Source organism: Candidatus Competibacter phosphatis (assembly GCF_012939995.1).
GTDB lineage: Bacteria > Pseudomonadota > Gammaproteobacteria > Competibacterales > Competibacteraceae > Competibacter > Competibacter phosphatis.
In genome coordinates, this window is the sequence record NZ_SPMZ01000033.1 from 1 (window position 1) to 25,115 (window position 25,115).

The following is a 25,115-nucleotide window of genomic DNA, read 5'->3' on the forward strand; positions in this document are numbered from 1 at the left end:
ATGTTCCGCAAACTGCTGGACCAAGGCGAAGCCGGCGACAACGTCGGGGTCCTGCTGCGCGGCACCAAGCGGGACGACGTCGAACGCGGCCAAGTGCTGGCCAAGCCCGGCACCATCACCCCGCACACCAACTTCGAAGCCGAAGTCTACGTCCTGGGCAAGGAAGAAGGCGGGCGGCACACGCCGTTCTTCAAGGGCTACCGGCCGCAATTCTACTTCCGCACCACCGACGTTACCGGCTCGGTCGACCTGCCCGAGGGCGTCGAAATGGTGATGCCCGGCGACAACGTGCGGATCGTGGTCAGTCTGATCGCGCCGATCGCCATGGACGAAGGTCTGCGCTTCGCCATTCGCGAGGGTGGGCGCACCGTCGGCGCCGGCGTCGTCGCTAAAGTGATCGAGTGAGCGCCATGAGCACCAGCCAACGTATTCGCATCCGCCTCAAGGCGTTCGATCACCGATTGATCGATCAATCGGCGCGGGAAATCGTCGAGACCGCCCGGCGTACCGGCGCCCAGGTTCGCGGTCCCATCCCGCTGCCGACCAAGATCGAACGCTTCACGGTGCTGGTCTCGCCGCATGTCAACAAGGATGCCCGCGATCAGTACGAGCTGCGCACCCACAAGCGGTTGATGGATATCGTTGATCCCACCGACAAGACGGTCGACGCGCTGATGAAGCTCGATCTCGCCGCCGGTGTGGATGTGCAGATCAAGCTCAACTAGCCGTTCGAGCCCGAGTCATGAGGGGCGGCCTTCCCCTCCTCTGACTTGAAGTCGTGATTTAGGTAGAGGAAATAAAAATGGCAATTGGACTCATCGGCCGCAAGGCCGGTATGACTCGTGTTTTCACGGAAGAAGGCGTCTCGATTCCCGTCACTCTGATCGAAGTCGAGCCCAACCGCGTTGCCCAGGTGAAGACCGAGGAAAGCGACGGGTACCGTGCCCTGCAAGTGACGGTCGGTAGCCGACGCGCCAGCCGGGTGACCAAGCCCATGGCCGGTCATTTCGCCAAGGCCGGCGTCGCGGCGGGTCGTGGTCTGTGGGAATTTCGTTTGGCGGAGGACGAAGGCGCCGGAATCGATGTGGGCGCCGAACTCAAGGTGGATTTGTTCCAGGTCGGTCAGAAGGTGGATGTGACCGGCACCACCATCGGCAAAGGCTTCGCCGGCGCCATCAAACGCCATCATTTTCGCAGCCAGCGCGCCACTCACGGTAACTCGTTGTCCCATCGTGCTCCCGGTTCCATCGGCCAAAATCAGAGCCCGGGCCGGGTGTTCAAGGGTAAGAAGATGGCCGGCCATCTCGGCGCGGCGCAACGCTGTACCCAGAATCTGGAAGTGGTCCGGGTGGACGCCGAGCGCAATCTGTTGGCGATCAAGGGCGCGGTGCCCGGTGCCAAGGGCGGCGATGTGATGATTCGGCCCGCCGTGAAGGCGCGTCGGTAAGGAGGCGATATGGAACTTCAGATCAAGAACGCGAGCGGCGCGGCGGCCGGCCAACTCACGGTCGCCGATGAGACCTTTGCTCGGCCATTCAACGAGGCGTTGGTGCATCAGGTGGTGGTGGCCTATCTGGCCGGCGCCCGCTCCGGTACCCGCGCGCAGAAAAATCGTGCCCAGGTCAGCGGCGGCGGCGCCAAGCCGTTTCGGCAGAAAGGGACCGGTCGCGCCCGCGCCGGCACCACCCGCGGTCCGTTGTGGCGAGGTGGCGGCGTGACCTTCGCGGCCAGGCCGCAGGATCACTCGCAGAAAGTCAACCGGAAAATGTACCGCGCCGCCATGCGCGCCATTTTTTCCGAGCTGCTGCGCCAGGATCGGTTGCTGGTGGTTGATGCGCTGGATGTTCCGGAAATCAAGACCAAGCACATACTCGCGCGGATGCGGGCGCTGGATTTGGCCGATCAAGGCCGCGTGCTGATGGTGACCGAAAACGTCGATCTCAATCTGTATTTGTCGGCGCGCAACCTGCCCGACGTGGCGGTGAGCGATGTGGTTGGCCTGGACCCGGTCAGCTTGGTGGGTTCCGAGAAGGTATTGATGACGGCGGGCGCGTTGCAGCGCGTCGGGGAGTGGTTGGCATGAACCAGGAACGGCTGCTGAAGATTCTGCTGGCCCCGCATGTCTCGGAAAAAAGCAACCGAGTCGCCGAGCGCTGCAACCAGGTGGTATTCAAGGTGATCCCGGATGCCACCAAACCGGAAATCCGGGATGCGGTGGAGTTGCTGTTCAAGGTCAAGGTCAAGGGCGTCACGGTCGTCAACGTCAAGGGTAAGCGCAAACGTTTCGGGTCTACTTTCGGGCGACGTTCGGATTGGAAGAAAGCTTACGTTTCCTTGGAAGCCGGCAATGAAATCGACTTCATGATGGCGGAGTGATCGAGCGCTCGCCGCCCCGCTATATGAATAAAAGGTGAAACCCCATGCCTATCGTCAAGACCAAACCGACTTCGCCCGGTCGGCGCTTTGTAGTCAAAGTCGTCAACCCGAACTTGCACAAGGGCCGGCCCCATGCGCCGCTGCTGGAAAAGCAGACCCGCAATGGGGGTCGCAACAATACGGGTCGTATCACTACCCGGCATCAGGGTGGTGGCCACAAGCAGCATTACCGGCTGGTCGATTTCAAGCGCGACAAGGATAACATCCCTGCGCGGGTCGAACGGCTCGAATACGATCCGAACCGCAGCGCGCATATTGCACTGTTGCTGTATGCCGACGGCGAGCGCCGCTACATCATTGCCCCGCGCGAGGTCGGCGTCGGCGTTACGCTGATGTCCGGGCCGGCGGCGCCAATCAAGCCGGGCAATGCCCTGCCGTTGCGGAATATTCCGGTCGGCAGTCAGGTGCATTGCGTGGAGCTGCGACCTGGAAAGGGCGCGCAATTGGCTCGCAGCGCCGGCGCAACGGTGCAGTTGGTCGCTCGCGAAGGCACTTACGCCACCTTGCGGTTGCGTTCCGGCGAGATTCGCAAGGTCCATGTGGACTGCAAGGCCACTGTCGGCGCGGTTGGCAACGAGGAACACAACCTGCGCTCGCTAGGCAAGGCCGGCGCCAAGCGTTGGGTGGGTGTTCGACCCACCGTGCGCGGTGTGGCCATGAATCCGGTGGACCATCCGCACGGTGGTGGTGAAGGTCGTACCTCGGGCGGTCGGCATCCGGTATCGCCGTGGGGCGTACCGACCAAGGGCTATAAGACCCGCTCGAACAAGCGCACCGATAAGCTCATCGTGCGCCGGCGAAAGGCGAAATAATGCAAGGGCTGTCCGGCCCGGAGTCGGATGGCTGCCCCGCCGAATCGGGGGCATGCAACCAAGAGGATAAGTAAGGTGCCACGTTCGATTAAAAAAGGGCCGTTCGTCGATCTTCACTTGATTAAAAAAGTGGAGCAGGCGGTTGCCACCAATACCAAGCGGCCGATCAAAACCTGGTCGCGGCGCTCGATGATTTTGCCGGAGATGATCGGGCTGACCATCGCCGTACATAACGGTCGTCAGCATGTGCCGATTCTGGTCACCGAGAACATGGTGGGCCACAAGCTGGGCGAGTTCGCCGCTACCCGCACCTATCGCGGTCATGCGGCCGACAGAAAGTCCAAGTAAGGAGACGAGCCGATGCAAGCTGTCGCTGTCATGAAAAATGCCCAGATCTCGCCGCAGAAGGCCCGGTTGGTGGCCGACCAGATTCGCAGTCTGCCGGTGGATCGAGCGCTGCAGGTTCTGACGTTCAGCAACAAGAAGGCGGCCCAACTGATCAAAAGCGTGCTGGAGTCGGCTATCGCCAACGCCGAGCACAACGAGGGTGCCGATATCGACGAGTTGAAGGTGGCTACCATCTGCGTGGATGGCGGCCCGCTGCTGAAGCGAATGCATGCTCGGGCCAAAGGTCGTGGCAACCGCATCGTCAAGCGTACCAGCCACATCACCGTGACCGTAGCCGAGTAGGAGCGAGAACGATATGGGTCAGAAAGTCAACCCCACGGGGATACGGCTGGGAATCTCTTCCGACTGGACCTCAAAATGGTACGCCGGGAGCAAAAATTACCCCGACCTGCTGGAAACCGACCTGCGGGTGCGTCAGTTCTTGAAGAAGAAGCTGGCCAATGCTTCGGTCAGCCGAATTCAGATCGAGCGGCCGGCCCGGTTGGCGCGCATCACCATCCACACCGCCCGTCCGGGCGTGGTGATCGGGAAGAAAGGCGAGGACATCGAAGCGCTGCGTAAGGCGGTTGCTCGGATGATGGGTTTGGAGGTCAAGGACCTGCAGATCAATATCGAGGAAATCCGCAAGCCGGAGCTGGACGCTCAACTGGTGGCCGAGGGTGTGGCCCAGCAGTTGGAGCGGCGCATCATGTTCCGCCGGGCGATGAAGCGCACGGTTGCCAACGCTATGCGTTTGGGGGGCGCTAGGGATTAAGATACAAGTTTCCGGTCGGTTGAACGGGGCCGAAATCGCCCGTAGCGAATGGACCCGTGAAGGGCGGGTACCGCTGCATACCCTGCGCGCCAACATCGATTACGGCCTCGCCGAAGCTAGGACCACTTATGGAGTGATTGGCATCAAGGTCTGGATCTTTAAGGGCGAAGTGTTCGGTTTCGATCGTCAGGGCGAGACGAAGCTCGAAAAGGCGGCGGCCGGTTGAACGTCTGGGGTTGTTGCGGAACGCCGCGCCGCGCCGCGCTGCGGAGTTCCTTGTTTATAAACGAGACAGAACATGTTACAGCCGAAAAGAACCAAATTTCGCAAGCAGCGCAAGGGGCGCAACACCGGCGTTGCCACCAGCGGTACCTACGTCAGTTTCGGCGAGTACGGGCTGAAGTGCACGACCCGCGGGATGTTGACCGCCCGCCAGATCGAAGCTGCTCGCCGAGCCATCAATCGCTATATCAAGCGTGGCGGCAAGGTGTGGATCCGCATTTTCCCAGACAAGCCCATCACCAAGAAGCCTTTGGAAGTGCGCATGGGCAGTGGTAAGGGCAATGTCGAGTACTGGGTGGCCAGGATCAAGCCCGGCCGCGTGTTGTATGAAGTGGAAGGGGTGTCCGAGGCCATCGCCCGTGAGGCGTTCCGCCTGGCGGCGGCCAAACTCCCCGTGCGGACGATCTTCGTGACCCGAACGGTGATGTGATGAATGCGAGCGAACTGCGGCATAAGAGCGCGGATGAACTGAAACAGGAGCTGCTGGCGCTGCTGCGCGAGCAATTCAACCTGCGGATGCAGAAGGCCACCGGCCAGGCGAGCAAGTCCCATCTGTTCAAACAGGTGCGGCGCAATATCGCACGAGTCAAAATGGTGTTGAGCGAAAAGGCGGGCCAGGCATGACGGCGGAAAATCAGGTGGAGCGCACCCTGACCGGGCGCGTGACGAGCAACAAGATGGACAAGACCATCACGGTGGCCATCGAACGGTTGGTCAAACATCCCGTTTACGGCAAGTACATCCGCCGGACCACCAAGCTCCACGCTCACGACGAGCACAATCGGTGCCACGAGGGCGACATGGTGACCATCAAACAATGCCGGCCTTTGTCCAAGTCAAAGTCTTGGATGTTGGTCGATGTGGTCCGGCAGGCGCAATAACCGCCGCAGCCGGGCCAGGGGCGCCCGACACGGCAGTCTTTTCCAAAATCCGTGAACGGAATGTAGAACCATGATTCAGATGCAAACGATGTTGGATGTCGCCGACAACAGCGGCGCCCGCCGGCTGATGTGCATCAAGGTGCTGGGAGGGTCCCACCGCCGGTACGCGCATATTGGTGACGTCATCAAGGTCAGCGTCAAGGACGCGATTCCTCGCGGTAAGGTCAACAAGGGCGAGGTTTATAACGCCGTGGTGGTTCGCACTCGCAAGGGTGTGCGGCGGCCAGATGGTTCGCTGATCCGTTTCGACGGCAATGCCGCGGTGCTGCTCAACAACAAACTGGAACCGATCGGTACCCGTATCTTCGGGCCAGTGACCCGCGAGCTGCGCGGCGAGCGATTCATGAAGATTATTTCCCTGGCGCCGGAAGTGCTGTGAGGCAGGAGGAAGGCGGTAATGCGCAGAATTCGAAAAGACGATGAAGTGATCGTCATCGCCGGCAAGGACAAGGGTCGGCACGGCAAGGTGATGCGGGTGATGAACGACGACCGCGTGCTGGTGGCCGGTGTGAACCTGATCAAGCGGCACACCAAGCCCAACCCAGCCCGCGGCGTGGCTGGTGGCATCGTCGAGCGCGAAGCGGCGATTCATAGTTCCAATGTACTGTTGTTCAATCCGGCCACCAAGAAAGGCGACCGGGTCGGGTTCCGGATCCTGGAGGACGGCCGCAAGGTGCGCTACTTCAAATCCAATAATGAAGTCGTGGATGCCTGAGGAGACGGTTATGGCCCGACTGCAACACTATTATCGAGAAACGGTGATGCCGCGATTGCGCGAGCAATTTAGCTATCAGAATGTCATGGAAGTGCCACGCATCACCAAGATCACCCTAAACATGGGGGTTGGCGAGGCAGTTGCCGACAAGAAGGTGATGGAGCACGCGACCAGCCACTTGGCTCAGATCGCGGGTCAGAAGCCGATCGTCACCTTGTCGCGCAAGTCCATCGCCGGCTTCAAGATTCGAGCGGGCTGGCCGATCGGCTGCAAGGTGACGCTGCGACGCGACCGGATGTACGAGTTCCTGGACCGGTTGGTGAATGTGGCCATCCCACGTATCCGCGACTTCCGCGGATTCAGCGCTCGTGCCTTCGACGGTCGTGGTAACTACAGTCTGGGTGTGCGCGAGCAGATCATTTTTCCCGAGATCGACTACGACAAGATCGATGCTATCCGAGGCCTGGATATCACGATCACCACGACCGCGCGGACCGACGAAGAAGGACGCGCGCTACTGGCCGCGTTTAATTTCCCGTTTCGGAACTGAGGATGAGTCTGTGGCAAAACAGAGCATGATCAACCGCGAGGCCAAGCGAGCCCGTACCGTGGAGCAGTATGCCGCCAGGCGTGCCGTGCTCAAGGAAACGATTCGCGATCCAGCCAGCAGCGACGAGCAACGGCGGGAAGCGCAAAAGCGGCTGCAGATCCTGCCGCGCGATGCGAGTCCGATACGGTTGCACAACCGTTGCCGGCTGACCGGCCGGTCGCATGGCTTCTATCGGAAGTTCGGTCTGGGTCGCAATAAGCTGCGGGAAGCCACGATGCGTGGTGACGTGCCGGGCTTGCGCAAGGCCAGTTGGTGAATGTGCCGGCCTCGGATGGCCGGAGAAAACGCTTAAGTTCAGGGTTGGCTCCGCTACTGGTGGAAAACCCGATACTGACCATGTGGAGTTGTTTTAGACCATGAGCATGACAGATCCCATCGCGGATATGCTGACGCGCATCCGTAATGCCCAACGCGCGGCCAAGGCCCAGGTCGGTATGCCGGCCTCCAAGCTGAAAGCGGCGATCGCCCAGGTGCTGCGCGACGAGGGTTACATCACCGATTTCGCGATCACGCAGATCGCGCCCAGCAAGGCGGAATTGACCATTACCCTCAAGTACTTCGAGGGTCGGCCGGTGATCGATCGGATCGAGCGAGTCAGTCGTACCAGCCGGCGGGTGTTCCGCGGCAAGGATGAACTGCCCAAGGTGATGGGCGGTTGGGGCGTGGCCATCGTTTCCACCTCCAAGGGGTTGATGAGCGACCGCGCGGCTCGCGCCGCCGGCCACGGCGGCGAAGTATTGTGCCTCGTGGCGTAAAGGAGCGGGATCATGGCAACCGAAATCAAGGAAAAGCAAATTCGCGTCTCACGCGTCGGTAAGAAGCCGGTCGTCGTGCAAGCCGGGGTCAATGTGGCCATTGATGGCCAACACGTCACCCTCAAAGGTAAAAAGGGTTCGGCCGAGCTCCAGGTGCATCCGTGGGTGGCGGTCCGGCAGCAGGGCGATAGCTTGGTGGTCAATCCACACCAGATCACCAACGATCCCAAGCACCGGGCGATGACCGGCACCATGCGGGCCCTGCTCAACAACATGATGATCGGGGTTACCCAGGGATTCGAACGCAAGCTGCAACTGGTCGGTGTCGGCTACCGTGCTCAAGCGCAAGGCAAGGTGCTGAACTTGACCCTTGGCTTTTCTCATCCGGTCGAGTTCAAGATACCGGAAGGTATCGTCATCGAGACGCCCACCCAGACCGAGGTGGTCGTCCGCGGGATGGATAAGCAGCAGGTCGGCGAAGTCGCCGCCAAGATCCGCGCCTACCGGCCACCGGAGCCTTACAAGGGCAAGGGGGTACGCTATGCGAACGAGACCATCATCCTGAAAGAAGCCAAGAAGAAGTAAGGACTTGCCATGGATAAGAAAGCAGCCGACAAAAAGACCACACGCCTGCGGCGTGGGTTGCGGACCCGGCTTAAGATCCGCGAACTGGGTGTTTGCCGGTTGTGCGTGCACCGCACACCCCGCCACATCTACGCTCAGTTGATCAACCCGGCCCCGACCGGTGATCGGACTTTGGCGGCCGCATCCACCCTGGAGTCGGCGCTGCGCCAGATGCTGAAGAGCACGGGCGATATCGATGCGGCCAAGGCGGTGGGTAAGGCGATTGCCGAGAAGGCCAAGGCCATCGGTATCACCCGGGTCGCGTTTGATCGCTCCGGTTTCAAGTACCACGGCCGGATCAAGGCGCTGGCTGAAGCCGCCCGCGAGAACGGCTTGGAGTTTTAAGGAACAAACAGCATGGCGATAAATGTAGAAAGCACCCAGAATTCCGACGGTTTGCAGGAAAAACTGATCACCGTCAACCGTGTGGCCAAGGTCGTCAAAGGCGGTCGCCAGTTCGGTTTCACGGCACTGACCGTGGTGGGCGACGGCAATGGCCGGGTCGGTTTGGGCTATGGCAAGGCCCGCGAAGTCCCCATGGCCATCCAGAAAGCGATGGACAAGGCGCGCAAGAACATGCGCAGCGTGCCGTTGAACGGCGTTACCTTGCAATATCCCATCACGGCGGAGCACGGCGCGGCGCGAGTGTTCATGCAACCGGCTTCCGAAGGCACCGGTATCATCGCTGGCGGCGCCATGCGTGCCGTGTTCGATGTGGTGGGGGGTCAAGGATGTGTTGGCCAAGTGCATCGGTTCGCGCAATCCGATCAATGTGGTGCGGGCGACCATCCGTGGGCTGAGCACCATGAAGGCGCCCGACTATCAGGCTGCCAAGCGCGGCAAGAATGTGGACGAAATCCGGAGTTGAGGGACATGGCCGACAAGCTGAAAGTCACTCTAGTCAAGAGCGTGCATGGCCGTCTGGCCGCGCATAAGGCCTGCGTGCGCGGGCTGGGGCTACGGCGGTTGCACGGGAGCTCGGTGGTCATCGATACTCCGGAGAACCGCGGTATGATCCGCAAAGTTTCCTATCTGCTGAAAGTCGAGGAGACCTGAAGCCATGCGACTTAACACCCTCAAGCCGGCGCCTGGCAGCCGGCCTGACAAGCAGCGGCTCGGGCGTGGTATCGGTTCCGGGCTCGGCAAGACCGGCGGTCGCGGTCATAAGGGCCAGCATGCCCGGGCCGGAGGCTACCATAAGGTTGGTTTCGAGGGCGGCCAGATGCCTTTGCAGCGGCGGTTACCCAAGCGCGGTTTCCGCTCGATGACCGCCCGATACACCGCCGAAGTGCGGCTGCGCGATCTTGCCAAGGTGACGGCCGAGGTGATCGATCTGGCGGCGCTCAAGGTGGCTAATCTCGTGCCGGTTTTTGCCAGGCAAGCCAAGGTCATTCTTTCTGGAACGGTTGATAAGCCGCTGTCCTTGCGCGGTTTGGCGCTAACGCAAGGTGCCAGGGCCGCGCTGCTGGCGGCTGGCGGAACGATCCACGAGTAGCGACGATGGCGACTGCCCTGCCGGATCTCGGCAAGATGACCGAACTGCGCCAGCGCCTGCTGTTCTTGCTGGGGGCGCTGGTGGTATTTCGTATCGGTGCGCATATTCCGGTGCCGGGCATTGATCCGAACGCCATGGCGCAGTTATTCAGCCAGCAGCGCGGCACCATCCTCGACATGTTCAACATGTTCTCAGGCGGTGCCTTGGGTCGATTGAGCTTGTTTGCGCTCGGGGTGATGCCCTATATCTCGGCCTCGATCATCCTGCAGCTCATGTCCATGGTCGTGCCGTCGCTGGAACAGTTGCGCAAGGAGGGTGGGGCTGCCGGCCGCCATACGCTGACTCGCTACACGCGCTACCTAACGGTGGTGCTGGCGGCCTTCCAGGCGATCGGCGTCAGTATTGCACTGCAAAGTCAGACGGTGGGCAGCACTTCGGTGGTGATCGCGCCGGGTATCGGTTTCCTCATGACCGCCACGGTGACGCTGGTGGCCGGCACCATGTTTCTGGTGTGGCTGGGCGAGCAGGTGACCGAACGCGGCATTGGAAACGGTATTTCCATGTTGATCTTCGCCGGTATCGTTGCGGGCTTGCCGCATGCGGTGGGTGGCACCCTGGAATTGGCGCGCACCGGCGAATTGCACGTCATGTTGGTGCTGTTCCTGTTGGCGTTGACGGTCATGGTGACCGGTTTCGTGGTCTTCGTCGAGCGAGGGCAGAGGCGTATCACGGTCAACTATGCCAAACGCCAGCAGGGGCGGCGGATGTACGCCGCCCAGACTACCCATCTGCCGTTGAAGCTGAATATGTCTGGGGTGATACCGCCGATCTTCGCGTCCAGCCTGATTCTGTTTCCGGCAACGCTGGGTAGTTGGTTTGGCAATGCGCCCAACATGGGGTGGTTGCGCGACATCAGTTCGACCTTGTCGCCGGGGCAGCCGCTGTACGTGCTGCTCTATGCCAGTTTGATCATTTTCTTCTGCTTTTTCTACACGGCGCTGGTTTTCAATTCCAAGGAAACCGCCGACAACCTGAAAAAATCCGGGGCATTCATTCCTGGTATTCGGCCGGGCATGCAAACGGCGACGTACATCGATAAGGTACTGACTCGGCTGACGCTGGTCGGGGCCTTCTATATCACCGCCGTCTGTCTGCTGCCGGAGTTCCTGATCCTGTACTGGCGAGTGCCATTCTATTTTGGCGGCACCTCGTTGTTGATTATCGTGGTGGTGGTTATGGATTTCATGGCTCAGGTCCAGGCGCATCTGATGTCGCATCAGTACGAAAGCCTGTTGAAAAAGAGCAGCTTCAAGGGCCAAAGCCTGTTGCGTTGAGCGAAAACCGCCCATCGTCATTTCCACGATATTTGCTGATTTTGGAGAATAATCATGAAGGTACGCGCCTCGGTCAAAAAAAATTTGCCGTAACTGCAAAATCGTCCGCCGTGATCGCGTGGTTCGGGTGATTTGCAAGGATGCCCGCCACAAGCAGCGGCAGGGATAAATCGATTCGTTTATATTGATCTACATCGCCGAGTGGGGTAAATTTCCGCTTCTTTGCGTGGTGAACACCCGGCACGGTGGGAGGAGCTTCAAGGCATGGCCCGTATTGCAGGTATCAACATTCCGGTCAACAAACATGCGGTGATCGCGCTGCAGGCCATCTATGGGATCGGCAAGACGCGTGCTGGCCAAATCTGTGTGGCGGCCAATGTCGCTCCGGACATCAAGGTCCGTGATCTGGATGAGGCGCAGGTGGATGCGTTGCGTGCCGAAGTCACCAAACATGTCGTGGAAGGTGATCTGCGCCGCGAAGTGTCCATGAGCATCAAGCGATTGATGGACTTGGGTTGCTATCGCGGCGTGCGCCACCGGCGTGGCTTGCCGGTACGTGGCCAGCGCACCCGAACCAACGCACGGACGCGCAAGGGTCCGCGCCGCGCGGTTCGCAAGTAAACCAGCGGTACTTTCTGGAATCCCATTGGCATAGGTTGGAGCATGGCAAAACCGGTTACCAAGACGCGCAAGCGCGTCAAAAAAGAATGTCGTGGATGGCATCGCGCATATTCACGCCTCGTTCAATAACACCATCATCACGATCACGGACCGTCAGGGCAACGCATTGGCGTGGGCCACGTCGGGAGGTTCCGGTTTTCGTGGGTCACGCAAGAGCACCCCGTTTGCGGCGCAGGTTGCCGCCGAGCGGGTTGGAAATATGGTGAAGGAATTTGGCCTCAAGAACTTGGAAGTCAACGTCAAGGGACCTGGGCCCGGTCGAGAATCCGCTGTGCGCGCGCTGAATGCCGCCGGTTTCAAGGTCATGAGTATTATGGACGTAACACCTATTCCTCATAACGGTTGCCGTCCCCCGAAACGCCGTCGCGTTTAGTCCAGGAGTTTTATACCGTGGCGAGATATCTAGGCCCGAAGTGCAAACTGAGCCGCCGGGAAGGCGTGGATCTGTTTCTGAAGTCCACCGCCCGTCCGCTGGAATCCAAGTGCAATCTGGAGCGGTTGCCGGGCCAGCATGGCGCGCGACGCCCCCGTCTTTCCGACTACGGAATGCAGTTGCGCGAAAAACAGAAATTGCGGCGCATCTACGGTGTGCTGGAACGGCAATTTCTGAATTATTACAAGAAAGCGGCCAGTGGCAAGGGCTCCACGGGTGAGAACCTGCTGAAGTTGCTGGAATGCCGGCTGGACAATGTCGTGTACCGCATGGGTTTTGGCAGCACTCGCGCCGAAGCTCGCCAGTTGGTTTCCCACCGGGCGATTACCGTCAACGGCCAGCGAGTCAACATTCCTTCCTATCAGGTCAGGCCGGAAGATGTGGTTGCGATTCATGAAAAGAGTCGCACGCAGACCCGCATTCAGTACTCGCTACAACTGGCTCAAGGTCATGGTTTTGTGGATTGGGTCGAAGTGGATGCCAGCAAGATGAGCGGGGTGTTCAAACGGATTCCCGATCGTGGCGATTTGCCACCGGATATCAACGAATCCCTGGTTGTAGAGCTGTACTCCAAGTGATCGACCCCGAGGGGGAACGGATGGTGGGTGCTTTTGATTTGCTGAAACCAACCCGCGTCGAAGTGGAAAAACTAACGCCGCGACTGGCACGGGTGAGTGTGGAACCGCTGGAGCGTGGGTTTGGCTATACCCTCGGTAACGCTCTGCGGCGGATATTACTCTCATCCATTCCGGGTGCCGCGATTGTCGAGTGCGAGATTGAGCAGGTGCTGCACGAATACTCCACCATCGAGGGTGTGCAGGAGGATGTGATCGATATTCTCCTCAACCTGAAAGGTGTGGCGGTTACCTTGCAAGAAGGAGTGAGTGAGGCGAGCCTGACGCTGACCAAAAAAGGTCCGGGGCCGGTCACGGCTGGCGATATTGAGAAGAGCCATGCCGTCGAGATCATCAACCCGGAACAGGTCATCGCCCACTTGACCAAGAGCGGCGAGTTGAGCATGCGGCTCAAGATCGAGCAAGGTCGCGGTTACTGGCCGGCGGCTCAGCGGGAAGGATCCGATGGCGAATCGCGACCCATCGGTCGGTTGCGCTTGGACGCTTCGTTCAGCCCGATCGAGCGGATCAGCTATCGAGTCGAGAGCGCGCGCGTCGAACAGCGCACCAACCTGGACAAGCTGATTCTGAATCTGGAAACCAACGGTACCATCGATCCGGAAGAAGCGATTCGCACAGCGGCCCGAATCCTGCTGGACCAACTGTCTGTGTTTGTGGATCTCAAGGGTAAAAGAGACGAACCCCTGCCGCCGCCGCCGGTGGATATCGATCCGGTCCTGATGCAGCCAGTGGATGATCTGGAACTGACCGTGCGTTCGGCTAACTGCCTGAAGGCGGAGAATATTTATTATATCGGCGATCTGGTGCAGAGAACCGAGGCGGAGCTTCTCAAGACTCCCAATCTCGGCAAGAAATCGTTGACCGAGATCAAGGACGTATTAGCCAAGTATAAACTGGCTTTGGGAATGAAGGTCGATAACTGGCCGCCACCGAATCTGAGCACGGAAGCGGAAGAGCGTGCGGCGGCGCGACGTGCTGCTGCTGGCGTGGCGGCCGAAGCGGATAGGTCTCTGCAGGAGGAAGTGGGTTCGAAAGCCGTGGCCAGCGATACCGATACCGATGCCGATGCCGATGCCGATGCCGATGCCGAATAAGATTGATCTTGGATTTCCCTGTATTCAATGGTTATTGACTGCCCGATTCTAAGTCTTAAGGAATAATTGTCATGCGTCATCGCAAAGCCGGTCGCAAGTTGAATCGCACCAGCAGCCATCGTAAAGCCATGCTGCGCAACATGGCTGCTTCGTTGCTTACCCACGAGCTCATTCGCACCACTCTGCCCAAGGCCAAGGAATTGCGTCAAGTGGCCGAGCCGTTGATCACGTTGTCGAAGCAGGATAGTGTGGCTCATCGTCGGCTGGCTTTTGACCGATTGCGCGACCGGGATGTGGTGACCAAATTGTTTAATCAGTTGGGTCCGCGCTATCAGTCGCGCCCAGGCGGTTATCTGCGTATTCTGAAATGCGGGTTTCGGGCTGGCGACAATGCGCCGATGGCCTATGTCGAGTTGATGGATCGCCCCGATGCGGCGAGTGAATGAGCCAAGCTTCGTATCCAATTGCAAAACCGAGCCGGGACCCAAACCCGGCTTTTTTATTGTGGGGCCAGGATGATTGTTTCGAAGCGAAATTGCTGGTAGTCAACTCAGCACCAGATGAGCGACCCAAATTATCGGTTGACTGCTGAAATCCGTGGTAAGCGAACGAGATTTCTGATGGACACCTCGTTATTTGGCGATGGCTTGACGCAGTTGTTGACTCAACCCTTGAATCACCAAAAGGTTATAGCGCGCTTCAGGTAGCTCCGGGTAAGGCCCGAAACACTCGCCAAACACCTTGAACCACCAACCGCTTTCTTCGAACCACACGAATGGGTGCTGAGATTTGTAGACGCCGCGCATGATTTTAACCTCTCGCCTGTAACAAAGAATGCCGGCCGACTGCTTGGCCAAACTTTTTCGTCCCTTAGGATCTTATCGTGCCAACCCTCATTGAGCCTGCGAGAGGCCTTGGGAGATGTTGGATAACCGAAGAATGAGCACCGATGCCGGCTGTGCTCGACTTGGGCGATCTGGAACAACCAAGTCACTATGACAGTATAGATATTATTTTGTTGCAATGCAGGATGCTTGTTCGTCTTGGTCATTCGATCGGCATTTCGCGAGCGCGGGTATCCTTCCCAACGCTCGCTGTTGGGCCGCCGTGCTGGGCTAGGGCGACGGAAGGGACTGGGCCAACGATCCGTCAACCTGCAATAGGATTTTGCCGACATGACGGTTGGATTCCATCAGAGCATGAGCAGCGGCGGCCTCGGTAAAAGGAAAAATCCGGTCGATAATCGGTCGAATCGCGCCGCTGGCGAGTAGCGGCCAGACCGTCTTTTGCAGGGCTGCGGCGATGGGTGCTTTGTCTTCGATGGGTCGGGCGCGCAGGGTCGATCCGGTGATGGTCAACCGCTTCATCATCACCGGCGCCAGATTTAGCTCCATCTTGGCACCTCGCAGGAAGGCGATGAAAACCAAGCGACCTTCAACCGCCAGCGCGCTTAGATTACGCTGCATGTAGTCGCCGCCCACCATATCCAGAATCACGTCCACGCCCCGGTTGCGCGTGACCTCCTTGACCGTCTGGACAAAATCCTGTTCACGATAGTTGATGACGTGCTCGGCGCCCAAGTCCAGGCAAGCCTGGATCTTTTCGACGCCACCAACCGTGGCGAATACCCGCGAACCCAATGCCGAGGCCAGTTGGATCGCGGTGGTGCCGATGCCGCTGGCACCGCCATGAACCAGCAGAATTTCGCCGGGTTGCAGTCGCGCGCGGTCGAAGACGTTGCTCCAAACGGTAAAGAAGGTTTCCGGTAGAGCGGCGGCTTGTTGCAGGGTCAATCCGGTGGGGACCGGTAGGCATTGAGGCGCGGGCGCGGTGCAATATTCGGCATAACCGCCGCCGGTCAGCAGGGCGCAGACCTCGTCGCCGATCCGCCAGTCGTTCACGTCTTCGCCGAGCGCGGCTATGGTGCCGGCGGACTTCCAGTCCGGGGATGTCGGAGGCACCCGGTGGCGGCGGGTAACTGCCCTGACGTTGCAGGCAGTCGGGACGGTTGACGCCCGCAGTGGCTACTTTGATCAGAACCTCGCCGGCGGCGGGTTGTGGGACCGGGCGTTGTTTGGGTGCCAACCTGTCGGGACCACCGGGTTCCGTGATTTCGATGGCTGTTATCAGATCGGGTATTTGGGGATGCATGGGGCTATCTCGAATTTGAGTCTGAAGAGGTATCTGTTACGCCGATTGGGCTCGTCAGGAACATTTTGAGTCACCGCAGTTCAGGCAGGTCAGGCATCCATCCATGACGATGACCGCTTTGGTCTGGCATTTGCCGCAGAGGGTGGCTTCCGGTGGAAAACCGCTGGCGCCGGCGTCCTCGACCGCTTTCATGCTGGCTTCGTACTTGTTGCGATGTTCCTCGATCAACTGGCGCTGGCGTTCGTCGGGACCGTCTTCCTTGAGCATGCCGATCGAGCGCAGGTGAGATTCGATGACATCGCCGATCTCCGCGACCAAGGAGGGCATGTATTTGCCCCCCTTTTTGAAGTAGCCGCCTTTCGGATCGAACACTGAGCGTAGTTCTTCCACCAGAAAAGTCACGTCGCCGCCCTTGCGGAATACCGCCGAGATGATGCGGGTCAAGGCGACGATCCATTGGAAATGCTCCATCGCCTTGGAATTGATGAAGATTTCGAATGGGCGGCGAATTTCGTCCAAGGTGCCTTGATTGAGGACGATGTCGTTGATGGTGATGTACAGCGCGTGATCCGACAATGGCGTTTTCACCTTGTAGGTGGCGCCGGGGAGGATCTCGGGGCGGGCCAAGCTTTCGTGCATGTGTTGCAGGGCGGCCGGCGAACGGTTCGTTGGCGTGGGCGGCGTGTCGTCAGGTTTGACGACGCTGTAGGCGACGATTTTTCTTGTCGATCTTGATGGCCATGAATCCTCCTCTCCAAATGAAAAGTAGCCCCTATATTGCATAGGGGCTACAGAGTCTTACAAGATCAAGATGAGGTTAGTGGGAGGGAGGGCTACGCCAGTGCGCTCGCACACGTTCCCACTTGCCAAGCCTGAGCCTCGAATACTCTTTAACAAATACGGTCTTAGAGACTGTATAAAAACTAACATATTGATTATATGATATTAACTTCCGGTAGTATTCGACCAATATCATGCGTAAACGGACTTTTACGCATAACCTGTTGATTTACGGTTTGGTGTTTTTGTACAGCTTCTTAAGACCGATCATGGGTTATACCTCGTTACTTGAGGCGCAACCGAGCCTTAAAACCATGGCAGAAGGGGATTGATAACCGATAAAGAACAGCTATTCTTACCCCGTATTTGGGTTCAAATACGACCATGGGGGAGACGCTCGGTTGCTGAAATGTCTCCTCACGCACGGGGGCTGAGTTGCCGCTCAATCCCCGTGTGCTTTTGAAGTCTTAGAATTTCCCGTAATACCCCTCCTTGATCGCATCGAACAGGTTCGCCGCTGAGTGAATCTCACCATCGTACTCGATTTCCTCGTTGCCCTTGACCTCCAGCACGCTGCCATCTTCGAGTTCGAAGCGGTACAAGGTGTTTTCCAGATCCTTTTCCTTGACCAGCACGCCCTGGAACGCCTCGGGGTTGAAGCGGAAGGTGGTGCAGCCTTTCAGCCCCTGTTCGTAGGCATATCGATAAATATCCTTGAAATCCTCGTAGGGGAAATCGGGGGGTACGTTGGCCGTCTTGGAAATGCTGGAATCGATCCATTTCTGAGCAGCGGCCTGAATATCGACATGTTGTTTGGGGCTCACGTCGTCGGCGGTGACGAAGTAGGAGGGCAGCAATTGCGCTTCGGGGGATTCCGCTTCCGGTAGGGCCTTGGGATTGACGAGGTGTCGGTAGGCCAGCAGTTCGAAGGAGAAGACATCCACCTTTTCCTTGGATTTCTTACCGGGGCGGATCACATTGCGCGAATAGTGGTGAGCGAAACTGGGTTCGATGCCGTTGCTGGCGTTGTTGGCCAGCGACAGCGCGATCGTGCCGGTTGGGGCGATGGAGCTGTGGTGAGTGAACCGCGCGCCCACCTCGGCGAGTTCGTTCACGAGATCTGGATCGACTTCGGCGATTTGCTGCATATAACGGCTGTACCGGGCGTGCAGGACGCGGCCGGGAATCCGGTCGCCTTCCTTGAGCCCGTCACGGACCATTTCCGGGCGTTTGTGCAGCATTTCCGCGGTGACGGCGAATTCCTGTTCGAGGATGGGGGCCGCGCCCTTTTCCCGAGCGAGCTCCAGTGCGACGCGCCAACCGCTCAGGGCCATTTCGCGGGTGACTTCCTCGGTAAAGGCCAGCGATTCCGGCGATCCATAGCGGATGCCAAGCAGGGTCAGCGTGGAACCCAGACCCAGGTAGCCCATGCCGTGTCGGCGCTTGCTGAAAATCTCCTGTCGCTGGCGTTCCAACGGTAGGCCGTTGATTTCCACCACGTTGTCGAGCATGCGGGTGAAGATGGCCACCACGTTTCGATAAGTTTCCCAGTCGAACCGGGCTTTTGGTGTGCAGGGGTTCTGGACGAACTGCGTCAGATTGATCGAGCCGAGCAGGCACGAGCCGTAGGGGGGCAGAGCCTGCTCGCCGCATGGGTTCGTGGCCCGGATGTTTTCGCAGAACCAGTTGTTGTTCATCTCGTTGACCCGATCGATGAGAATGAATCCGGGTTCAGCGTAATCGTAGGTGGAGGACATGATCACGTCCCATAGGCGGCGGGCGCGGATGCTCCGGTAAATCTTGCAGGCAACCTGACCATTGTCGTTGACGATCAAGCCATTTGTGGTCGGCCACTCGCGCCAGACGATCTGGCCGGCGTCGTTGAGGTCGACCCGATCCTGTTCGGCTTCCTTGGCGAGCAGCGGAAATGCCAGTAGCCAATCGGTATCTTGCTGGACGGCCTCCATGAATTCCCGAGTGATCAGTAGCGACAGGTTGAACTGCCGCAACCGCCCGGCCTCGCGTTTGGCGCGGATGAATTCCATCACATCCGGGTGGCCGATATCGAAGGTTCCCATCTGCGCGCCCCGCCGTCCGCCCGCCGACGAGACGGTGAAACACATCTTGTCGTAGATATCCATGAAGGACAGCGGCCCGGAGGTGTAGGCCCCGGCGCCCGAGACATAGGCGCCGCGCGGGCGTAGCGTGGAGAACTCGTAACCGATGCCGCAACCGGCCTTCAGCGTCAGCCCCGCTTCATGCACTTTACGCAGGATATCGTCCATGGAATCCTGAATGATCCCGGATACCGTGCAGTTGATGGTGGATGTGGCGGGTTTGTGTTCCCAGGCGCCGGCGTTGGAGATGATGCGTCCCGCCGGAATGGCGCCATGCCGCAAGGCCCACAGAAACTTCTCGTTCCAGTGCGCGCGCAGTTCCGGCATGGTTTCCACCTCGGCCAGCGCCAAGGCGACCCGTTGATAGGTATTATCGATCGTCTCATCGATCATTTGCCCATCCTTGGCCTTGAGGCGGTACTTTTTTGTCCCAGATATCCCAGGACGCCGGTTGCATCGGCACGTCGGCGGCGGCGGTCGGACGGTCAATGGGCTTGAGGTACGCGGTCTTCATGAGCCGGGAGTCTCCGAGAGCAGGTTCTTGAGCGTGGACTGGAGGCGGTGTCTGCTATGCTTTGGGCATTGCCGTTCGCTGGGTGACAACGGGTACGCCTCACGATTCAGGCCACCAGATTCTAGAGGATGCAGAGAAAAATTCCAGGCAAAATTCCTATATAATGTGTTTTATTAAACACGAACACACTATATAGTGTGTCTTGGCTTGATGTAGACATGTTTTGGCTGTTAACGGTCGGCGAGAGCTATACGGGCGTTGAATCCATGAAACAGCGATGACTGGAAACCTTAGTTGTCAAGGGGTGGCACCGGTGGTATAACCGGCTAAACTCTAATGGGTGCCGTTAATAACGGATATAAAAACCGAGGGAGAAACCATGAAGATCTCTAGTGCCCTTCTTGTCATCCTCTGCCTCGGGCTGGGGGCCTGCACAACTCCGATGCCCGTCGAAACAGGTTATCCGCTCACATACCAGCAGAAGATGCAATCGGCGCATCACTGGGATGTTATGGCGATCGACGTAGCCAACTGGATCTATGATGCGTTGATCGGTCCGAGCCCAGAGCAGGGTGGGGACCCAGCGGTCGCTGCTCAGGGCGAGCATCCGATCATCACGCTATTCATCCAACAGCCTCGATACGAAAGCAGTGCGGACGAGGCGTTCTACAATTTGCTGACCACGCATCTGGTGGAACGGGGGTTCGTCGTCACCACCAACCCATCGGCGGGTTATCCGGTTTCCTACGACATGCAGGTGGTGACGGACCGATTGCCGGAAACCACGAAGCATGAAGTCATCCTGAATGTTTCGGTGATGAACGCTGAGCGTTTTCTGATTCGGTATAGCAATGTTTATTACATCGGCGACAAGAGCCAGTATATCGCCATGCAACCATCGGCTAGCCGTATCATAGAGGTGGTCGGACCATGAGTGGGAACACGATCTTGCGTGGCGCGGTTGCGCTACTGGCCGTTCTTGGCTTGGGTATCGTGGGGTGTGCCTCCACGGATGATACCTCGACGCGACCGATCATTCGGGACGCAAATCTGGTCGAGCAGAACTATGGCGCGGCCGATGCTCTCCTGACGCGAACCCCTTGGCTCAAGGAGCGGAATGAGCCCTTGTTGGCAGCCACGTTTGTGGATATCAACAACCTGGAAACGTCGTCTGGTCTCGGGCGGGTCATCGGCCAGCAGATTGGTTCCCGGTTCGCGCAGCAGGGCTTTACGGTGGTCGAGATCACGATGCGCAACAACATCTTCGTTGCCGAAGGCGCCGGCGAATTCGCGTTGTCGCGCTCGGTCAAGGAAATCAGTCAGTCGCATAACGCGGCGGCGGTGATCGCCGGTACTTACGCAGTTGGTCGGCAGTCGGTATTTGTGAATGCCCGCCTGATTCGGGCGACGGATAATCAGGTTTTGGCTTCGTATGACTATGTGCTGCCGCTCGGGCCGGATGCCAAGGCGCTGGTAGCTGCTCAATAAGCAGGAAAACGGACCAATCCACTTTTCGCTCTTCCTGTTTCGATCCCTCTGACGGCAAGCGCCCTTCCGCTCTTTCGGCGGAAGGGCGCTTGCCGTTTCCCTGATCAAAGATCAAAGTTATTCGTTGCTCGGCGCGGTCAGTCCCAGTCGCTCGCAGATCGCCAGCGTCGGCCCAGCTTGGTTCATCGTGTAGAAATGCAGGCCCGGTGCACCGCCTTCCAGCAGGCGTCGGCAAAGATCGGTGACTACATCCAGACCAAAGGCACGGATGGCGTCGCGGTCGTCGCCGAAGCCCTCCAGTCGCTTACGAATCCAGCGTGGAATTTCCGCTCCACAACTGTCCGAGAACCGCGCCAGTTGCGTGAAATTGGTGATCGGCATGATGCCGGGCACGATCGGTAGATCGATTCCCAACCGGGCGCAGTCGTCCGCGAAGCGGAAATAGGCATCCGAGTTGTAGAAATATTGGGTAATGGCACCGTTGGCGCCGGCTTCGACTTTATGCTTGAAGTGGAGCAGGTCGCGTTCGGTGTTCGGCGCCTGTGGATGACATTCCGGGTAAGCGGCGACTTCGATGTGGAAGTGGTCACCGGTTTCGGCACGGATGAAGGCCACCAGTTCGTTGGCGTAGCGCAGTTCGCCGAATTCCCGCGTCCCCGAGGGCAGGTCGCCACGTAGGGCGACGATGCGATGGATACCTTGGGCGCGGTAGCCGGCCAGAATCTCTCGAGTCCCCGCGCGGGTGGAGGCTACGCAAGTCAGGTGGGGCGCGGCATCCACGCCGCTATGCGCTTGAATGGTCTGGATCGCCTGTAAGGTGCGTTCGCGGGTGGAGCCGCCGGCGCCGTAAGTGACCGAGAAGAAAGCAGGCTGCATCTGCATCAGCGCTTCGCGGGCAGCGAATAACTTGAGCATTCCTTCATCAGTGTTGGGGGGGAAGAATTCGCAACTGAAAACCTTGGGGTGGCGTCTTTGGGAGTCCATGGCGGGTATGGAGAAGGGAAGGTAGGACGAAAATGCGAGGGGAACAAACGACGGCAGGCATGGGAAGATACCAAGGTATGCTTTCCGGTGCCTGCTTCTTGGCCTGAGTCCGCCGATCAGTAGCGATAGTTCTCGGCTTTATACGGCCCGTCCATCGCAACGCCAATATACGCAGCCTGCTCCGGCGTGAGCGTGGTCAGTTTGGCGCCGATCCGATCCAGATGCAGTCGTGCGACCTTTTCGTCCAAATGCTTGGGCAGCACGTAGACCTTGTTTTGGTACTGTCCATCCTGGGTGAACAGTTCGATCTGCGCCAGTACCTGATTGGTGAAGGAATTGGACATCACGAAACTGGGATGACCCGTGGCGCAGCCTAGGTTCACCAGCCGTCCCTCGGCCAGCAGAATGATGCGCTTGCCGTCGGGGAAGATGATGTGATCCACCTGCGGTTTGATGTTTTCCCAGCGATATTGCTTCAGGTTGGCCACCTCGATTTCGGAATCGAAATGACCGATATTGCAGACGATGGCCTGATTTTTCATTCGGGCCATGTGGTCGTGAGTGATGACGCTGACGTTACCGGTGGTGGTGACGAAGATGTCCGCCAGCGCGCAGACCTCGTCCATGGTGACGACCCGGTAGCCTTCCATCGCCGCCTGCAGGGCGCAGATCGGATCGATTTCGGTGACCCACACCGTGGCGCCCAGGCCGCGCAGGCTTTGGGCGCAGCCCTTACCGACATCGCCGTAACCCAGCACCACGGCGATCTTGCCGGCAATCATCACGTCGGTGGCGCGCTTGATGCCGTCCACCAGCGACTCGCGGCATCCGTAGAGATTGTCGAATTTGGACTTGGTGACCGAGTCGTTGACGTTGATGGCGGGGAAGGGTAGCCGCCCTTCCTTTTCCATCATGTACAGGCGGTGGACGCCGGTCGTCGTTTCCTCGGTCACACCCTTGATATTGTTCTGGATTTTCGAGTACCAACCGGGTTGGCTCTCCAAGCGCTTGCGGATAGCGGCGAATAAGACTTGTTCTTCCTCACAGCTCGGATTGGCGATCAGCGAGAGATCCTGTTCCGCCCGAGCACCGAGCGTGACCAGCAAAGTGGCGTCGCCGCCATCGTCCAGGATCATGTTCGGCGTGCCGCCGTCGTGCCATTCCAGAATGCGATGCGTAAAGTCCCAGTACTCGTCCAGCGATTCACCCTTGTAAGCGAACACCGGAATACCGTCGGCGGCGATGGCGGCGGCGGCGTGATCCTGAGTCGAGAAAATGTTGCAAGAGGCCCAACGCACGTCCGCGCCCAGTTCCGCCAGGGTCTCGATCAGGACGGCGGTCTGGATGGTCATGTGCAGCGAGCCGGCGATACGGGCGCCCTTGAGCGGCTGCCGGTCCCGGTATTCGGCCCGAACCGCCATCAGGCCGGGCATTTCGGTTTCGGCGATGGCGATTTCCTTGCGGCCCCAGTCCGCCAGGGTGATATCGGCGACCAGATAATCAACGGTGGGCTTTTCGCGCGCGACGGCGTTCATAACGTACACTCCATACGATTGAACGGGCGCCGTTGGCTTGTGAAAGCCATGCCCCGCCGAGCCTGACGGTGAAAACCGCTGCAGCGCCCCTCGGCGGGAGGCGAGAAAATTCGGAGTCAGGGATTAGCCGGTGGCGTCCGCTGAAGGTTGGTTCCGCCCGTGGCCGGATTTACAGGCCCGCCGCATCCCGCAGTGCCTCGGCCTTGTCGGTACGTTCCCAGGTGAATTCCGGCTCTTCGCGGCCGAAGTGGCCGTAGGCGGCGGTCTTGCGGAAAATCGGCCGGATCAGGTCGAGCATCTTCACCAAGCCATAGGGGCGCAGGTCGAAGTGGCCGCGCACGATATCCACCAGCCGGTCTTCGTCGATCTTGCCGGTGCCGAAGGTGTTGATGCTGATCGAGGTCGGCTCGGCCACACCGATGGCGTAGGACACCTGGATCTCGCACTTGTCGGCCAGACCGGCGGCGACGATGTTCTTGGCGACGTAGCGACCCGCGTAGGCGGCGGAACGGTCAACCTTGGACGGGTCCTTGCCGGAGAAGGCACCGCCGCCGTGATGCGCCGAACCGCCGTAGGTATCGACAATGATCTTGCGCCCGGTCAGCCCGCAGTCTCCCACCGGCCCGCCGATGACGAAGCTACCGGTCGGGTTGATGTGGTACTGAGTGTGTTTGTCCAGCCACTCGGCCGGCAGCACCGGCTGGATGATATTCTCCATCACCGCCTCGCGCAGCAGATCGTAGCTGATATCCGCATCGTGTTGGGTGGACAGCACCACCGCCTCGATGCCCACCACGTCGTTGCCTTGGTAGCGGAAAGTGATCTGGCTTTTGGCGTCGGGTCGCAACCAGGGCAGCACGCCGCGCTTGCGCATCTCGGCCTGCCGCTGCACCAGGCGGTGAGCGTACGTGATCGGCGCGGGCATCAATACGTCGGTTTCGTTGCAGGCGTAGCCGAACATCAAACCCTGATCGCCAGCACCTTGTTCTTCGGGACTTTTACGGTCCACGCCCTGGGCGATGTCGGCCGACTGTTTGCCGATGCAGGACAGCACCGCGCAAGTCGCGCCGTCGAAGCCGACGTTGGAGTTGTCGTAACCGATATCGATGACGGTGTCGCGTACGATCCGGTCGAAGTCCACCCAGGCCGATGTGGTGATTTCGCCGGCCAGCACCACCACGCCGGTCTTGATCAGGGTTTCGCAGGCAACGCGGGCCTTGGGGTCCTCGGCGAGGATGGCGTCGAGCACGGCGTCGGAAATCTGGTCGGCGATTTTGTCCGGATGTCCTTCGGAAACGGACTCGGAGGTGAATAGATGAGTTCGGCTCATGGGATAACGTATCCTTCAAACAAGGGCGGCAACAAGCAGAATTTCATTTCGTTCGCCGAAATGGCGGACAATGGCCGGAAAATCGCAAGTCTAACTGGAAAATGCTGCATTTTCACTCTAATTGCTTATGCGATTTGGTTATTTAATGATTGAGAAATGATAACATCGTCGCAACAATTTCAAGTCACCTATCGACCGTTGTCCCAC

30 protein-coding genes, 8 pseudogenes and 1 riboswitch are annotated in these 25,115 nt (G+C 59.0%); of the genes and pseudogenes, 31 read left to right on the forward strand and 7 right to left on the reverse strand.

The genetic code is table 11. The annotated features are described in order from the left end of the window. The 29 genes and pseudogenes from E4P82_RS12055 to rplQ form a co-directional block, all read left to right on the forward strand. Nucleotides 1–405: EF-Tu C-terminal domain-related protein (locus tag E4P82_RS12055; RefSeq protein WP_478219230.1), on the forward strand; the 405-nt coding region annotated here is incomplete at its 5' end. Nucleotides 406–410: 5 nt separating this feature from the next. Further along, nucleotides 411–725, forward strand: a complete 315-nt coding sequence (rpsJ, locus tag E4P82_RS12060) for a 30S ribosomal protein S10 (protein WP_169249125.1) — start codon at nt 411–413, stop codon at nt 723–725. A gap of 77 nt (nt 726–802) precedes the next feature. Then, nucleotides 803–1,447 (forward strand): 50S ribosomal protein L3, encoded by a 645-nt coding sequence (gene rplC, locus E4P82_RS12065; protein ID WP_169249126.1) that lies wholly within the window; start codon nt 803–805, stop codon nt 1,445–1,447. Nucleotides 1,448–1,456: 9 nt separating this feature from the next. Continuing rightward, nucleotides 1,457–2,083, forward strand: a complete 627-nt coding sequence (gene rplD, locus E4P82_RS12070; protein WP_169249127.1) for a 50S ribosomal protein L4 — start codon at nt 1,457–1,459, stop codon at nt 2,081–2,083. Then, nucleotides 2,080–2,376 (forward strand): 50S ribosomal protein L23, encoded by a 297-nt coding sequence (rplW, locus tag E4P82_RS12075; protein ID WP_169249128.1) that lies wholly within the window; start codon nt 2,080–2,082, stop codon nt 2,374–2,376. The genes rplD and rplW overlap by 4 nt, the downstream gene beginning before the upstream one ends. A gap of 44 nt (nt 2,377–2,420) precedes the next feature. Beyond that, the gene (gene rplB / locus E4P82_RS12080; RefSeq protein WP_169249129.1) at nt 2,421–3,248 is read left to right on the forward strand and encodes a 50S ribosomal protein L2; all 828 of its coding nucleotides are present in this window, start codon (nt 2,421–2,423) and stop codon (nt 3,246–3,248) included. A gap of 75 nt (nt 3,249–3,323) precedes the next feature. Next, nucleotides 3,324–3,596, forward strand: a complete 273-nt coding sequence (rpsS, locus tag E4P82_RS12085; RefSeq protein ID WP_169249159.1) for a 30S ribosomal protein S19 — start codon at nt 3,324–3,326, stop codon at nt 3,594–3,596. A 12-nt stretch (nt 3,597–3,608) separates the two neighbouring features. Continuing rightward, on the forward strand, nt 3,609–3,938 hold the full coding sequence (gene rplV / locus E4P82_RS12090) for a 50S ribosomal protein L22 (RefSeq protein WP_169249130.1): 330 nt from the start codon (nt 3,609–3,611) through the stop codon (nt 3,936–3,938). A gap of 13 nt (nt 3,939–3,951) precedes the next feature. Further along, nucleotides 3,952–4,636: pseudogene (gene rpsC / locus E4P82_RS12095) on the forward strand (30S ribosomal protein S3). 72 nt (nt 4,637–4,708) lie between these two features. After that, the gene (gene rplP / locus E4P82_RS12100; protein WP_169249131.1) at nt 4,709–5,122 is read left to right on the forward strand and encodes a 50S ribosomal protein L16; all 414 of its coding nucleotides are present in this window, start codon (nt 4,709–4,711) and stop codon (nt 5,120–5,122) included. Next, nucleotides 5,122–5,316 carry a 50S ribosomal protein L29 gene (rpmC, locus tag E4P82_RS12105; RefSeq protein ID WP_169249132.1) on the forward strand — a complete coding sequence of 65 codons (195 nt, stop codon included), beginning with the start codon at nt 5,122–5,124 and terminating at the stop codon, nt 5,314–5,316. The genes rplP and rpmC overlap by 1 nt, the downstream gene beginning before the upstream one ends. Next, entirely contained in the window at nt 5,313–5,573 is a 261-nt protein-coding gene (rpsQ, locus tag E4P82_RS12110) for a 30S ribosomal protein S17 (protein WP_169249133.1), read from the forward strand. Before rpmC ends, rpsQ begins: the two co-directional genes overlap by 4 nt. Nucleotides 5,574–5,643: 70 nt before the next feature. Beyond that, nucleotides 5,644–6,012: a 50S ribosomal protein L14 gene (gene rplN, locus E4P82_RS12115; protein ID WP_169249134.1), complete on the forward strand. Its 369-nt coding sequence runs from the start codon at nt 5,644–5,646 to the stop codon at nt 6,010–6,012. Nucleotides 6,013–6,030: 18 nt separating this feature from the next. Continuing rightward, nucleotides 6,031–6,348 carry a 50S ribosomal protein L24 gene (rplX, locus tag E4P82_RS12120; RefSeq protein ID WP_169249135.1) on the forward strand — a complete coding sequence of 106 codons (318 nt, stop codon included), beginning with the start codon at nt 6,031–6,033 and terminating at the stop codon, nt 6,346–6,348. Between the two features lie 10 nt (nt 6,349–6,358). Further along, nucleotides 6,359–6,898: a 50S ribosomal protein L5 gene (gene rplE, locus E4P82_RS12125; protein ID WP_169249136.1), complete on the forward strand. Its 540-nt coding sequence runs from the start codon at nt 6,359–6,361 to the stop codon at nt 6,896–6,898. Between the two features lie 10 nt (nt 6,899–6,908). After that, complete coding sequence (gene rpsN / locus E4P82_RS12130; RefSeq protein WP_169249137.1) at nt 6,909–7,214, forward strand: 30S ribosomal protein S14; 306 nt, start codon at nt 6,909–6,911, stop codon at nt 7,212–7,214. Between the two features lie 100 nt (nt 7,215–7,314). Further along, entirely contained in the window at nt 7,315–7,713 is a 399-nt protein-coding gene (rpsH, locus tag E4P82_RS12135; RefSeq protein WP_169249138.1) for a 30S ribosomal protein S8, read from the forward strand. A 12-nt stretch (nt 7,714–7,725) separates the two neighbouring features. Further along, nucleotides 7,726–8,298 carry a 50S ribosomal protein L6 gene (rplF, locus tag E4P82_RS12140; RefSeq protein ID WP_169249139.1) on the forward strand — a complete coding sequence of 191 codons (573 nt, stop codon included), beginning with the start codon at nt 7,726–7,728 and terminating at the stop codon, nt 8,296–8,298. A 9-nt stretch (nt 8,299–8,307) separates the two neighbouring features. Continuing rightward, nucleotides 8,308–8,682 (forward strand): 50S ribosomal protein L18, encoded by a 375-nt coding sequence (gene rplR / locus E4P82_RS12145; protein WP_169249140.1) that lies wholly within the window; start codon nt 8,308–8,310, stop codon nt 8,680–8,682. A 12-nt stretch (nt 8,683–8,694) separates the two neighbouring features. After that, nucleotides 8,695–9,205 (forward strand): annotated as a pseudogene (gene rpsE / locus E4P82_RS12150) (30S ribosomal protein S5). Between the two features lie 29 nt (nt 9,206–9,234). Next, nucleotides 9,235–9,393, forward strand: a pseudogene (rpmD, locus tag E4P82_RS12155) (50S ribosomal protein L30); the annotation flags it as partial. Between the two features lie 4 nt (nt 9,394–9,397). Next, nucleotides 9,398–9,832, forward strand: a complete 435-nt coding sequence (gene rplO, locus E4P82_RS12160) for a 50S ribosomal protein L15 (protein ID WP_169249142.1) — start codon at nt 9,398–9,400, stop codon at nt 9,830–9,832. A gap of 5 nt (nt 9,833–9,837) precedes the next feature. Further along, nucleotides 9,838–11,166: a preprotein translocase subunit SecY gene (gene secY / locus E4P82_RS12165; RefSeq protein WP_169249143.1), complete on the forward strand. Its 1,329-nt coding sequence runs from the start codon at nt 9,838–9,840 to the stop codon at nt 11,164–11,166. 54 nt (nt 11,167–11,220) lie between these two features. Further along, nucleotides 11,221–11,335 (forward strand): annotated as a pseudogene (gene rpmJ, locus E4P82_RS12170) (50S ribosomal protein L36). 95 nt (nt 11,336–11,430) lie between these two features. Continuing rightward, the gene (gene rpsM, locus E4P82_RS12175) at nt 11,431–11,787 is read left to right on the forward strand and encodes a 30S ribosomal protein S13 (RefSeq protein WP_169249144.1); all 357 of its coding nucleotides are present in this window, start codon (nt 11,431–11,433) and stop codon (nt 11,785–11,787) included. 42 nt (nt 11,788–11,829) lie between these two features. After that, nucleotides 11,830–12,220 (forward strand): annotated as a pseudogene (gene rpsK / locus E4P82_RS12180) (30S ribosomal protein S11). Between the two features lie 17 nt (nt 12,221–12,237). Continuing rightward, nucleotides 12,238–12,858, forward strand: a complete 621-nt coding sequence (gene rpsD, locus E4P82_RS12185) for a 30S ribosomal protein S4 (protein WP_169249146.1) — start codon at nt 12,238–12,240, stop codon at nt 12,856–12,858. 20 nt (nt 12,859–12,878) lie between these two features. Continuing rightward, nucleotides 12,879–13,877, forward strand: a pseudogene (locus E4P82_RS12190) (DNA-directed RNA polymerase subunit alpha); the annotation flags it as partial. 203 nt (nt 13,878–14,080) lie between these two features. Then, complete coding sequence (gene rplQ / locus E4P82_RS12195; protein ID WP_169249147.1) at nt 14,081–14,455, forward strand: 50S ribosomal protein L17; 375 nt, start codon at nt 14,081–14,083, stop codon at nt 14,453–14,455. A gap of 186 nt (nt 14,456–14,641) precedes the next feature. Here the strand turns inward: rplQ and E4P82_RS12200 are convergent, their stop codons facing one another. The 4 genes and pseudogenes from E4P82_RS12200 to E4P82_RS12215 all read right to left on the reverse strand — a co-directional run bounded on the left by E4P82_RS12200 (nt 14,642) and on the right by E4P82_RS12215 (nt 19,571). Beyond that, nucleotides 14,642–14,815 carry a hypothetical protein gene (locus E4P82_RS12200; RefSeq protein WP_169249148.1) on the reverse strand — a complete coding sequence of 58 codons (174 nt, stop codon included), beginning with the start codon at nt 14,813–14,815 and terminating at the stop codon, nt 14,642–14,644. Nucleotides 14,816–15,124: 309 nt separating this feature from the next. Continuing rightward, nucleotides 15,125–16,160, reverse strand: a pseudogene (locus E4P82_RS12205) (NAD(P)H-quinone oxidoreductase). A gap of 54 nt (nt 16,161–16,214) precedes the next feature. Continuing rightward, nucleotides 16,215–16,943, reverse strand: coding sequence for a TSCPD domain-containing protein (locus E4P82_RS12210; protein ID WP_169249149.1), 729 nt, complete (start codon nt 16,941–16,943; stop codon nt 16,215–16,217). A 464-nt stretch (nt 16,944–17,407) separates the two neighbouring features. Beyond that, nucleotides 17,408–19,571: pseudogene (locus E4P82_RS12215) on the reverse strand (adenosylcobalamin-dependent ribonucleoside-diphosphate reductase). Nucleotides 19,572–19,950: 379 nt separating this feature from the next. Here E4P82_RS12215 and E4P82_RS12220 point away from each other — a divergent pair. Together E4P82_RS12220 and E4P82_RS12225 are read left to right on the forward strand one after the other, a co-directional pair. Then, nucleotides 19,951–20,505 (forward strand): hypothetical protein, encoded by a 555-nt coding sequence (locus E4P82_RS12220; RefSeq protein ID WP_169249150.1) that lies wholly within the window; start codon nt 19,951–19,953, stop codon nt 20,503–20,505. Between the two features lie 14 nt (nt 20,506–20,519). Further along, a complete protein-coding gene (locus E4P82_RS12225; RefSeq protein ID WP_169249151.1) occupies nt 20,520–21,059 on the forward strand; it encodes a FlgO family outer membrane protein in 540 nt (179 codons plus the stop codon). Nucleotides 21,060–21,176: 117 nt separating this feature from the next. Here the strand turns inward: E4P82_RS12225 and metF are convergent, their stop codons facing one another. The 3 genes from metF to metK form a co-directional block, all read right to left on the reverse strand. Beyond that, nucleotides 21,177–22,043 (reverse strand): methylenetetrahydrofolate reductase [NAD(P)H], encoded by an 867-nt coding sequence (gene metF / locus E4P82_RS12230; protein ID WP_169249152.1) that lies wholly within the window; start codon nt 22,041–22,043, stop codon nt 21,177–21,179. Nucleotides 22,044–22,159: 116 nt separating this feature from the next. Next, nucleotides 22,160–23,578, reverse strand: coding sequence for an adenosylhomocysteinase (gene ahcY / locus E4P82_RS12235; RefSeq protein ID WP_169249153.1), 1,419 nt, complete (start codon nt 23,576–23,578; stop codon nt 22,160–22,162). Between the two features lie 17 nt (nt 23,579–23,595). Then, nucleotides 23,596–23,676: riboswitch (S-adenosyl-L-homocysteine riboswitch) on the reverse strand. Nucleotides 23,677–23,747: 71 nt separating this feature from the next. Continuing rightward, nucleotides 23,748–24,908 carry a methionine adenosyltransferase gene (gene metK / locus E4P82_RS12240; RefSeq protein ID WP_169249154.1) on the reverse strand — a complete coding sequence of 387 codons (1,161 nt, stop codon included), beginning with the start codon at nt 24,906–24,908 and terminating at the stop codon, nt 23,748–23,750. Between the last annotated feature and the right edge of the window lie 207 nt (nt 24,909–25,115).